Source organism: Imperialibacter sp. (assembly GCF_048007035.1).
Lineage (GTDB): Bacteria > Bacteroidota > Bacteroidia > Cytophagales > Cyclobacteriaceae > Imperialibacter.
The window spans coordinates 5,219,316-5,231,351 of the sequence record NZ_CP180355.1; the positions used below are offsets into that span (position 1 = coordinate 5,219,316).

A 12,036-nucleotide genomic window follows, 5' to 3' on the forward strand; every position below is an offset into this window, starting at 1 on the left:
GCAACATTGTTAATATCTTAGTGAAAATTTAAGCACCCATGAAGGACGTTACACCTCATCAGATGGAAGAGCTTTGGGAGGAAGATCTTTTAGAAAGATATCCCGAAGAAGGAAAGCCTGCCAAGGCAAAGGAGGAATTCAGAAACTACGATGATCCCGCCAGAGATACGGTAAGAGAGTTTTACCGGGTCAACCACATCCATCAGACCTATGATTTTGTGATGGCAAAGGAAAAAGAGTTTCTCAAGTTTGATAAGCGGGAAATGAAGCTCTGGGATGCCGTGGAGTTTCTGAATACCCTGGTGGACGATTCCGACCCCGATACCGATCTGGATCAAACGCAACACCTCCTTCAAACTTCTGAAGCCATTCGTGCTGATGGTCATCCTGACTGGTTTGTGCTAACGGGTTTCCTTCACGATTTGGGGAAAGTGCTTTGCCTTTTTGGCGAGCCTCAGTGGTGTGTGGTGGGTGATACGTTTCCAGTGGGCTGCAAGCATTCAGACAAGATTGTGTATCCCGAGTTTTTCAAAGACAATGCCGATACCTACGACGAGCGTTTCAATACTAAATACGGCGTTTACGAACCAAATTGTGGTTTAGATAATGTTCACCTTTCCTGGGGGCACGATGAATACATCTACCAAATTATGAAGGACTACCTTCCGCAAGAGGGGTTAGCCATGTTGCGCTATCATAGTTTCTACTCACAGCATAGGGAGAATGCCTACGAGCACCTGATGAACAAGGATGACCACAAGCTGTTTGAGTGGGTGAATAAATTCAATCCGTACGACTTGTACTCAAAGGCAGCCACCCCTCCGAACGTGAAGGAGCTGAGACCATTCTACGAAGACCTGGCCTCGAAGTACCTGCCTGACACATTGAAGTTTTAATGAAAAGAAATTATTGATATTGAACCGGAGATCAACTCCGGTTTTTTTTATTTTGTCCTATGAAGAATCTGCTACTATTATTTGTTGTCGTACTTTCAGTTGGAGCACTTTCGGGTTGCGAGGAGCCAGAACCGAAACGTCCCAATATCCTTCTTGTGCTTACCGACGATCAGGGCTGGGGCGATCTGGCTTTTCACGGTAACGACAGCATCGATACACCGCACCTTGATTGGCTGGCACAGCATGCCACGGAGTTTACAAGGTTCTACGTTTCTCCGGTTTGCGCTCCCACCAGGGCAAGCATCCTTACTGGCCGCTATCATCTGGCTACCGGAACTTCATGGGTAACGCACCGAATGGAAGTTATGCGTGAGGAAGAGGTGACAATAGCTGAGGTGATGAAGGCTGCTGGTTATCGCACAGGGCTGTTTGGGAAATGGCACAATGGCAAGCAGTACCCGCACGACCCGGTAGGACAGGGTTTTCAGGAATTTTTTGGTTTCAAAGAAGGGCATTTCAACAACTACTTTGACGCTACGCTCACCCATAACTTTGAGGAGGTAAAAACACAAGGATACATGGCCAATGTGCTGGCAGACAAAGCAATGGATTTTATGACGGAAGAAGGCCCTTTCCTGTGCATGCTGACGCTCAATACACCTCATGGGCCATTTCAGGTGCCGGACGAGTATTTTGATAAGTATGCGGCGATGGGGTTGAGCAACAAGGATGCGGCCGTGTATGGGATGGTCGAGAACATTGATGACATCATGGGGCGTTTGCTTGATCATTTGAATGCCATTCAGAAAGAGGAAGAAACCATCGTCATTTTTATGACAGACAATGGCCCCAACGGCGTGCGTTACAACGGCGGCTTTAAAGGTATTAAAGCCCATGTGGACGAAGGTGGGGTGAGAGTGCCTTTTCTGATCCGCTACCCCCGACTTGGCTGGGACAAGGGGGCGAAGATTGAAAAGATGGCGGGCCATATCGATATTCTACCCACACTTGCCGAGCTGACTGGGGTTGTGCTGCCCGATAGTTTGAATATTCATGGAAAGAGTTTGCTTCCAATGACTGATTCGGCACCTGGCTGGCCCGATCGAATGTTTTACACGCATCAGGTGATTCGTGAGGTGGATACTATTCCGTCGGCGGTTCGGAGCGATCAGTACTTGCTGACAATGAAGCCTAATGAAACGGCTCTTTATGACCTGCTGGCCGACCCGTTGCAAAAGCAGAACATTATCGATTCGCAACCAGAGCTGGCGGCAAGTATGCAGGCCGACTACCGAAAATGGTTTGCTGAAGTAACCAAAAAGGGAACAACGCCGGAACCCATTCAAATAGGTCATGCGTTAGTGCCTGAAATAGAGTTGCCTGCCCCTGATGTGCTCACGAAAGAAGCGGTAGCATTCAAGGGTGGCATAGGTTGGGCCAACGACTGGTTCACCGGCGTGAGCGACGAGTCAAAAGCTAGCTGGGATCTGCTGGCGGTGGACACAGCTACCTATGCGGTGTATGTAGAAATGGCCTGTGAAACAGCAGCCCCTTTTAATGTTCGCATTTCGCTTGGAAGCGAGGTGGTTCAACAGGAAGTTTCCGCAAGCCTTTCGGCTCCGCAACTCGAAAGCCCCGATCGTGAAGACAGGGGAGAGGTATATGAAAGAAAATGGCCATTGGTATTTGCCGGCAACCTGAAAGTAAACCAGGGAAGTGGCGAACTAAGTGTCAGCGTTAACGGTTTTTCTGGAAGCAGCCTGGAGATTAAGTCCATCAGGTTGAGGATGTTATAATGATTGATGAATTAAAGTGAAAAAAGTATTGTGTGGAAAAGTAAGATTCCGCATCTTTGCAGCCTCGTTTGAGAATCAGGGCACACGGAACCTGATTGATTGAAGTACGGGATGTAGCGCAGTCCGGTAGCGCATCTGGTTTGGGACCAGAGGGTCCCAGGTTCGAATCCTGGTATCCCGACTCCGCCCGCCATAGCTTTTTCAGCGACGGCGGGCTTTTTTTTGCTTTAAAGGTTACCAGTTTGTTCGAACTTTAGTCAAGCGGGCTCCGTCGGGCAGGCCCGACTTAGTTACCAATCCAATTTTGTATTTATGCAATACGTTTACATTTTGAGGTGTGCTGATGGAGATTTGTATACTGGATGCACGGCCAATGTAGAAGAGCGTCTGGCCCGGCACAATGCTGGTTATGTCCCCGTCACCGAATCCCGGCTGCCTGTTACTCTTTTAACCTATATTGCCTTTGCTGAACAACACAAAACTTTTGCATTTGAAAAGTATATTAAGACGGGATCAGCGAGGGCATTTTTGAGTAAGCGACTTATTTGAAGCGTTTAATTGGTTTGGCTGCTGATGAGTATCGGCGAAAATCGACTACATTAAAATTTCCGTAACACTATATAAGCACGGTTGTTATTATTCAAATAGCTCATATATGATCAGGAAAGGACCGCAATGAATTGGTTTTGTGTTTTTGTTGAAGTACTTCACTTTATGCTCTCGAACGATGCTGGCATTTTTCGTCCACCGAAGGTTCCAATTATTGTTGCAGGGGTGAATTATGGGCTTTAAAAGCTTATTCAGTGTCATGTCAATTTTCCAAGTCCATTGAGGTGCATTATTTTTTATTTCATAGGGTTCCGCATTCCACAATTCAAGCTTGTTTGTCAGGTTTGTGGAATCTGTTGGCTTTTCTATTTCTACTAAGGGTTTGAAGTATGTTAAATCAGATTCAGTGTAGCCTCTACGAGGGAATTTGACAAATCCATTTTTTTCCCAGAATCCTTGAGATTCCTTTGGCGAACAAAACAGTTTAAAAGCAACATGGCCTTTGCTTTTAAAATAGGATTCTAATTTCAGAATGAATTGTTGACCAATTCCTTTCCTTCGAAAATTGCGCTTCACTTCTAAAATATCTATTTCTACATAGAGCTCACTTTTCGAATAAACAGCAAAGCCGATGGGATAATTTGCATGGTTTAAAGTAATGAATTCTTTGTTGTTAAATGCCTTTTCGATTATTCCCCAATTGCAATAGAACCCTTCGTTGAAGTGGTTTCGTTCTTCAATCAGCCAACTTCTTACTAGTTCTAGTTCAAGTGCTTTAGGATTTGTGTTGAGTTCAATTTTTTGATTCATTGTTGTTCTTATTATCGCAATTCACTCAAGTATGCTACCACCTGCTTCGACCCTTTATCAATTTCTAATTTAGCAGATTTCTTTTGTTATTATATTGAGCGCTTAACAACAATCAATCTAAAAATGAAGCATCTCAGGCTACTCCTGCTGCTGTTGGTTTCGGCATCTATGTCGTACGGACAAAACCTTGACAGCGTCTTTCAAACTTTAAAATTCCGAAATATTGGGCCTTTCCGTGGAGGTCGTTCAGTAACCGCCAGTGGCGTAGTTGGCGACCCGCTCACCTATTACATGGGTACCACTGGTGGAGGGGTTTGGAAAACCGAAGATGCCGGTGCCTACTGGAAAAATATATCTGACGGTTTTTTTGAAATGGGTTCAGTAGGAGCTGTCTCTGTTTCGGAAAGTGATCCCAATGTTGTTTATGTGGGCATGGGTGAGCATGCGCCAAGAGGGGTGATGACGTCTTACGGCGACGGCATGTACAAGTCGACCGACGCAGGCAAGACCTGGAAGAAAATAGGGCTGGAAAAAACGCAGCACATTGCCAGGGTTGTCATTCATCCTAAGAATCCTGATATCGTTTACGTGGCCGCTCAGGGCGCCCTGCACGGGCCAACACAGGATAGGGGAATTTACAAGACCACGGACGGCGGAGTGACATGGACAAAGGTATTGTTCGTGAATGACCTCACGGGCTGCTCCGAACTTTCTATGGACATGAGCGATCCGCAGGTGCTTTACGCTACCATGTGGCACCACCAGCGCATGCCGTGGCAGGTGGTGAGCGGAGGCCCGGGTAGCGGTGTCTATAAATCCAACGACGGAGGTGTGACCTGGGAAAAAATTCACAAAGGTTTACCCAAAGAAATGGGCAAGATGGCGATCTCGGTGAGCCGGGCTAATCCCGATAAGGTATTTCTGCTGATGGAAAGCGATTCTGATAAGGATTTGGGAGGTTTGTTTGTTTCTGACGATGCAGGCAAAAATTGGAACAAGGTAAGTGGTGACCACCGGCTGATACAAAGAGCATGGTATTACATCGAAGTGTTTACAGACCCGCAGGATGAGAACACGGTATATGTGCTGAGTGCCCCCGCTTTGCGCTCCATTGATGGTGGTAAAACCTGGGAAACACTTCCTTCATCGCACGGTGACCACCATGATTTGTGGATCAATCCAACCAATTCGAAAAACATGGTGTTGGCAGACGATGGAGGAGCTGCCATTACATTCAATCGGGCAGAAAGCTGGACGACACTTGATAATATGCCGACGGCGCAATTTTACAGGATCAGTGTAGATAATGACTTTCCTTACAATATTTATGCTGGCCAGCAGGATAACAGCTCTGTGAAAATTGCCAGCATGTCTTTAGGTTCTTACAGCATTGGCGAAAGAGATTGGACAAGATCGGCCGGCGGCGAAAGTGCCTTCCTGGCCTTCGATCCTGACGACCCACGCTATGTAATGGGAGGCAGCTACCTAGGCACCATTGAGATTCTCGATATGAAGTCCAAAGCGGGAACTGGCGTGATGGCCGCACCGATACAGTATTTGAGTATGGCAGCCAGGGACATGAAATACCTTTACGACTGGAACGCACCCATTATCTGGTCGAAGCATGAACCGGGCACGTTCTACCATGGTGCGCAATACCTGCTGAGGACGAGAGACAAAGGTGTCACCTGGGAAGAAGTTTCTCCTGATTTGACTAGGAATATTGATGAAAAACAAGGCAAAGGCGGCGGGCCGTATACCGTTGAAGCCGTTGGTGCAGAGAACTACGGAGCGCTTAGTTACGTGATCGAATCACCACATGAAAAAGGCGTGATCTGGACGGGCAGCAACGATGGTTTTGTGCACGTAACCAGAGACAATGGTGGCAGCTGGACAAACGTCACGCCTAAGGGTTTGGCGGAATGTCTGATCAATGCTATTGAAGTATCTCCGCACGATAAGGCTACAGCTTATATCGCAACAACCAGATACAAGTTCAACGACTATACGCCCGCTATTTACAAAACCACGGACTATGGCAAAACCTGGACCAATATCAGCAAGGGAATTCCTTATGGTTCGTTTACCAGGGTAGTTAGGGAAGACGAGGCCAAAAAAGGCCTGCTCTATGCCGGCACCGAAAAGGGCCTCTATATATCATGGAATGATGGTGCTTCCTGGCAGCCTTTTCAGCTCAATCTGCCCATCACGCCCATCATGGATTTGAAGGTGAAAGAAGGCGACCTGGTGGTGGCCACCTCAGGAAGATCTTTCTGGATATTGGATGACCTTGGTGTGCTTGGCCAGTATGCTGGACTGACCAATTCGCTCAAGCTCTACAAGCCTGACGATGCAGTGATTGGTAATTGGGGAAGCCCTTTGAACCGCACCTCGGCTGAGTTTGATGGTACTAACTTGCTGGAAGGTGTAAATCCTGCTAATGGCGTCATTATCTACTACGAACTACCGAAGCTGGCCGATTCTGTCGCAGTAACGCTTGAAATAAGAGATGCTCAGGGCAACCTTGTGCGTACGCTTAGTTCCGAAAAGGATCCAAAGTTTCAGTCATACCCCGGTGGCCCTTCTCCAGAGCCCACCATTTCAAAGTCAAAGGGGATCAACAGATTTGTTTGGGACATGCGCTACGCAACAATGGTAGGCGCACCAAGTGCCTATGTAGAAGGAGGTTACAGAGGCCATAAGGCTTCGCCGGGCACCTATAGACTGACACTAAAATATCCAGGCAAGGAGGCGAAAAGCGAGTGTAAAATTCTCCCCAACCCGCTCTATGAAACAACGCCTGCTACTTATGCTGAGTACCACACGTTCATGACGGGCATGGAGAGCAGTTTGAATGAGATGCATAAGAAAGTCAATACAGTGCTTGACGTAAGAAGTCAGATCGATGGCGTGTTAAAGGATTTGCCTGTAGGTGAATCATTTGTAGCTCTAAAGAAGGACGGCGAGGCCCTGGTAGCCAAAATGAAAGCCTGGGATGAAGACATGGTGCAGCGCAAATCGAAGGCCTACGACGATGTGGAGAACTTCCCTAACAAGTTCACAGCCAACTTCCTCTTCCTGATCAATGCTACCGAGAGCGATATTCCGAGGGTTAATCAACCCAACAGAGATCAGCTGAAGGTGCTGATGGCAGAATGGGCTCAGCTGAAGAGTCGGGCCGATGAATTGATAAATACCGATGCTCCTGCCTTCAACAAGCGCCTTTGGGAGGCGGGTATTGGAGCCGTGAGGGTTACCAAAGACTAAGCACGCTTGAAATATCAGGTGCCTGAACAAAAGCTGATCGACGTTGATCAGCTTTTTGTTTTTTTGCCTCTTCCATTCCGAAGTAAAAGCCATCTGAATCTCAATTCACCAGCTCAAATTTGTATTCAAAACTTGCATCGCTACCTGCAATAAATTTTTTAATCGCCAACCCCATGTCATTATACTCATAGGTGAATTTTTGTTCAGCAGAGGTACCGTTGGCATTGGTTAATTTTTGTGTTTGAGGGTTATTCTGAAAAAATATCACAAATGGATGGTGAAGGCTGCTCATGAAGAAGTGCTCGGAGTTTTTCTTTGTATCGAAATTTAGATAAGCAATAGTGGATGCAGGAACAAAGGCTGAGCCATTGTAGCCGGAACGCCGCTCCTCAATGAGGTTGTCGTGACTGTCGTATTTGTATTCAATTTGATAATTCTTCTGAAGTGTGCCTGTTGTAGCATTTCTCGTCCACGTGATATCTTTTGTTAGTCGGCCCAGTCCATCGTACGAATACTTGTGAGACTCGTAAAGATCATTGCCCAGATAGGCATTGGTTTCAGTAAGAATGTCGGAGGAGCTGTAGGAGTATTCATATGAAATGACGGTTTGGTCATCTGACTTCGCTGACCTCAGCAAATTGCGGCTATAGGAAAGCTTATGCGTAGATTCAAAGGTTCCGTCTTCTGGATTTGTTAGCCCCGAAACAATGGTCGTTAGCCTGCCGCCGGCATCATACGTCAGGGTTCGGTAGCTTTTGCTGGAGCCAAAGGAATAGGTCAGCTTTTCGGCACGGAGCGTCACCGGTGATGGTGCAGGCTCATATTCATAGCATGATTGTAGTGTCAAGGCCGCCACTACCAGCAACAGACTTGAAGTAAATTTTGAGTTTTTCATGCAGCATAAGACGACCGACATCAATTGATGGTTGGAGGTCCAGGTTTATTTATTTTTTACGCTGCTCCAATTTTTCCTGATCACCGAACTCTTCTTTTCCCATGGTGTTTATTAGACAATACAAAAGAATAGGTAGCTTTATCAAGAACAATTGCCAGGTTTTGTGTGCTTTTGCAGACCTGACCCCGTCAATTAACTTATGAAAGACCAAAAGGCGATTCACATAAAAAACATGGTTTGCAACCGCTGTATTATGGTGGTAGAGCAAATCTTTCAGGAAGCAAAGCTTCCGGTTGCATCCGTGAATCTTGGAGAGGTAAGGCTGGTAAATGACAACGTTTCCACCAGTCAGCTCTCTGCGCTGGACACTTTACTACTCAAGCATGGCTTTGAACGTATCGACGACCGCAAGAGTCAGCTTCTTGAGCAAATCAAATCCGCAGTGATTGATGCCATACATCACCACGATAATTTTAAAGTCAATATTAACTGGTCGCACTACCTGGCGGACAAACTTCACTATGACTACAACTACCTTAGCAGCCTCTTCTCTTCCGTATCCGGCATCACACTTGAGCAATATATCATCAGGCAAAAGGTAGAAAAAGTAAAGGAATTTCTGTTTTACGACGAGCTCTCTGTTAAGGAAATTGCCTACAAACTAGGCTACAGTAGCGTGGCCCACCTTTCCTCGCAGTTCAAGAAAATAACAGGGCTCACACCAACCGAATTCAAAGAATCCCGACAAACTGATATTAGAACTCCGCTCGACAATATCATATAATCATATAACCAAATCTGGTGATTATGTAACGCCTTCTGAAGCTATTGTGCCCAACTTTGTACAAAGCAAAATAGCATGGAACAGTTTACTGAGATCAATATCAAAGGGATGGTGTGCAACAGGTGCATATTTACCATCAAAGAGCTGCTACAATCTCACGGCTATCCCGTAGAGCATGTGACCCTTGGAAAGGTAATTTTTACAAAACCAGTCGATATCACGGAAAAGGGTAGCATAAAAGACTTGCTGAGTCTGCTGGGATTTACACTGATAACGGATAAAAACGAGCAATTGCTTTCTCAAATAAAACAGTCTATCGAGGAATGGCTCAGTAAGAATGGAGATGGAGCCAGAACCGCAAAACTTTCATCTTATTTGTCGGGCCAACTTGGAAAAAACTATGATTCTTTAAGTGAGTTCTTTGTGACCCATGAAGGAAACACAATAGAGAGATATGCCATAGCCCTAAGAATTGAAAAGGTAAAAGAGTTGCTTGTTTATACTGACCTTAGTTTGTCGGAAATAGCTTTTAAAACCGGGTTTAGCAGTGCGCATCATCTTTCTTTTCAATTTAAGAAGACAACGGGTTTAAATACATCAGCCTATAAACCACTGCGGTCAGTCAAACTCAAGGCAAGGGAAGCTATGGAAACTATGTAATGCAATCCCAAAATGATGTAAAGCTGATTGCCGACACCGAACGTACCTTTGCATAGAAAAAACTCAAAATAGAATGACAACATTAGAAGCAAACAAAGTGGATACAGATAATTTATCTGGCAAACTCACAAAAGAAAGTTTTCCCGTTACGGGAATGACTTGTGCTGCGTGCGCAGTAAGCGTGGAGTCGGTGCTCGCCAATACCAAAGGAGTAGTGGGGGCAGGCGTTAACTTCGCTACCCAAACTGCTTGGGCGCAATTCGACAACACTGTCGCATCAGTGGAAGATTTGCGGCAGGCGGTGCAGTCGATTGGATACGACCTCATCGTGGATGTGGAAGACCCCTCGGAGGCGCAGGCCCAGCTGCAGCTGGTGCATTATGAGTCAATCAAAAAGAGATTGACCTGGTCGGCGATACTTACACTGCCAGTGGTGGTGATCGGCATGTTTTTTATGGACTGGGAAGCTGGCAAGTGGATTTCCATGGCGCTCTCAGCTATCATACTGTTTTACTTTGGCAAGAATTTCTTTGTAGTAGCCTGGAAGCAGGCCAAGCATGGCAAAGCGAATATGGACACACTGGTGGCCCTCAGCACGGGCATTGCCTTCATATTCAGCGTGTTTAATACTGTATTTCCGGAGTACTGGCACAGTAGGGGAATCCATGCCCATGTCTACTTTGAAGCGGCCGTGGTCATTATCACCTTCATTTCGCTAGGCAAGCTTTTGGAAGAAAAGGCAAAGTCGAATACCTCTTCGGCTATCAAAAAGCTGATGGGCCTTCAGCCTAAAACAGTAAAAGCCATTGTAGATGGTGAGGAAGTAGAAATTCCCATCTCGTCAGTACAGGAAGGCTATATTTTAATTGTAAGACCCGGGGAGAAAATTCCGGTTGATGGCGAAGTAGCCGAGGGCAAATCGTATGTGGATGAAAGTATGATCACCGGTGAGCCTGTGGCAGTTGAAAAAACAGCCGGAGCCAAAGTTTTTGCAGGCACTGTCAATCAAAAGGGCAGCTTCCGCATGGTGGCTCAAAAAGTAGGTGGCCAAACCGTGCTTGCCAGCATCATCAAAATGGTGCAGGAAGCCCAGGGAAGCAAAGCGCCGGTGCAAAAGCTGGTGGATAAAATTGCCGGCATATTTGTGCCCGTAGTGCTGGGTATTTCCATCCTTACCTTTATTGCGTGGATGATTTTTGGTGGCGACAACGCCTTTACCATGGCGCTGCTTGCTTCGATCACTGTGCTGGTGATTGCCTGCCCCTGTGCGCTTGGGCTGGCCACCCCTACAGCCATTATGGTGGGAGTGGGCAAAGGTGCTGAGAACAATATCCTCATCAAAGACGCCGAGAGCCTGGAGCTGGGGCATAAGGTAAACGCCATCATTCTTGACAAAACCGGTACGATTACAGAAGGCAAGCCAGCCGTGACCGAGGCGATATGGCTGAGCGATAAAAATCTGGATAACCACAAGGGGATATTGCTTAGCATGGAAGCCCAAAGTGAGCACCCGCTGGCCGAGGCAGTTGTCAATCAGCTGAAGGAAGAAAAAGTAGCGGCGGGATCGATCACAGGATTCGACAGCCTGACAGGCCGGGGAGTGACAGCAACAAGTGGAGAGGAAGTTTACTACGTGGGCAACCGAAAACTAGTGCTCGAAAAGAACATTGTCATCGACGACAGCCTGTCGATGGAAGCTTCTAAATGGCAAAATAAGGCGAACACAGTGGTCTATTTCACAGATAGCAAGAAAGTGATTGCTGTATTGGCTATTGCCGATAAGATTAAGGCAACTTCTAAGGAAGCGATCCAGACGCTGCAAGGGCGTGGCATTGAAGTATATATGCTGACAGGCGACAATAACGAGACGGCGGCGGCGGTGTCGAAGCAGGTAGGGTTGAAGCATTTTAAGGCTGAAGTTTTGCCTTCCGAAAAAGCGGAGTTTGTCAAGGCCCTGCAGGCTGAAGGAAAAGTAGTCGCCATGGTCGGAGACGGCATCAACGACTCGCATGCGCTGGCTCAGGCCGATGTCAGCATCGCCATGGGCAAAGGTTCCGACATAGCGATGGACGTAGCCAAGATGACCCTCATCACCAGTGACCTTAACGTGATTCCCAAAGCGCTGATGCTGTCGAAAAAAACGGTCATGGGCATACGTCAGAACTTGTTCTGGGCATTTATCTACAACCTGATAGGCATTCCGTTGGCTGCCGGAGTTTTGTACCCCATCAATGGATTTCTTTTGGATCCAATGATCGCAGGTGCGGCTATGGCCTTTAGTTCAGTATCTGTTGTCGCCAACAGTTTAAGGCTGAAGGTGGCTAAGATTTAATAAGTCAAAAACCCAAAAAATGCAACCCTTTCAAGTTGCCGGCATCA

General features: G+C 46.7%; 9 protein-coding genes and 1 tRNA gene. 8 read left to right on the top strand and 2 right to left on the bottom strand.

Annotation, left to right across the window (positions count from 1 at the left end; genetic code table 11):
- The first annotated feature begins 38 nt into the window (after positions 1-38).
- The 4 genes from ACMVP2_RS22580 (at position 39) to ACMVP2_RS22595 (ending at position 3,241) form a co-directional block, all read left to right on the top strand.
- Positions 39-896 (top strand): inositol oxygenase family protein, encoded by an 858-nt coding sequence (locus tag ACMVP2_RS22580; protein ID WP_416865206.1) that lies wholly within the window; start codon positions 39-41, stop codon positions 894-896.
- A 59-nt stretch (positions 897-955) separates the two neighbouring features.
- On the top strand, positions 956-2,692 hold the full coding sequence (locus ACMVP2_RS22585; protein ID WP_416865207.1) for an arylsulfatase: 1,737 nt from the start codon (positions 956-958) through the stop codon (positions 2,690-2,692).
- Between the two features lie 107 nt (positions 2,693-2,799).
- A tRNA-Pro gene (locus tag ACMVP2_RS22590) sits at positions 2,800-2,873 on the top strand.
- 131 nt (positions 2,874-3,004) lie between these two features.
- Positions 3,005-3,241, top strand: coding sequence for a GIY-YIG nuclease family protein (locus ACMVP2_RS22595; RefSeq protein ID WP_416865208.1), 237 nt, complete (start codon positions 3,005-3,007; stop codon positions 3,239-3,241).
- Positions 3,242-3,328: 87 nt separating this feature from the next.
- On the opposite strand, the gene ACMVP2_RS22600 is transcribed toward ACMVP2_RS22595, so the two are convergent.
- Positions 3,329-4,051, bottom strand: coding sequence for a GNAT family N-acetyltransferase (locus ACMVP2_RS22600; protein ID WP_416865209.1), 723 nt, complete (start codon positions 4,049-4,051; stop codon positions 3,329-3,331).
- A gap of 123 nt (positions 4,052-4,174) precedes the next feature.
- On the opposite strand from ACMVP2_RS22600, the gene ACMVP2_RS22605 reads away from it, so the two are divergent.
- Positions 4,175-7,318, top strand: coding sequence for a VPS10 domain-containing protein (locus ACMVP2_RS22605; protein WP_416865210.1), 3,144 nt, complete (start codon positions 4,175-4,177; stop codon positions 7,316-7,318).
- 100 nt (positions 7,319-7,418) lie between these two features.
- Here the strand turns inward: ACMVP2_RS22605 and ACMVP2_RS22610 are convergent, their stop codons facing one another.
- Positions 7,419-8,213, bottom strand: coding sequence for a hypothetical protein (locus ACMVP2_RS22610; protein ID WP_416865211.1), 795 nt, complete (start codon positions 8,211-8,213; stop codon positions 7,419-7,421).
- A 199-nt stretch (positions 8,214-8,412) separates the two neighbouring features.
- Between ACMVP2_RS22610 and ACMVP2_RS22615 the strand changes: the two genes are divergently transcribed.
- From ACMVP2_RS22615 to ACMVP2_RS22625, 3 genes are all read left to right on the top strand, one after another.
- The gene (locus ACMVP2_RS22615; protein ID WP_416865212.1) at positions 8,413-8,997 is read left to right on the top strand and encodes a helix-turn-helix domain-containing protein; all 585 of its coding nucleotides are present in this window, start codon (positions 8,413-8,415) and stop codon (positions 8,995-8,997) included.
- 75 nt (positions 8,998-9,072) lie between these two features.
- Positions 9,073-9,657 carry a helix-turn-helix domain-containing protein gene (locus ACMVP2_RS22620; protein ID WP_416865213.1) on the top strand — a complete coding sequence of 195 codons (585 nt, stop codon included), beginning with the start codon at positions 9,073-9,075 and terminating at the stop codon, positions 9,655-9,657.
- Positions 9,658-9,730: 73 nt separating this feature from the next.
- The gene (locus ACMVP2_RS22625; RefSeq protein ID WP_416865214.1) at positions 9,731-11,989 is read left to right on the top strand and encodes a heavy metal translocating P-type ATPase; all 2,259 of its coding nucleotides are present in this window, start codon (positions 9,731-9,733) and stop codon (positions 11,987-11,989) included.
- Positions 11,990-12,036 lie beyond the last annotated feature (47 nt).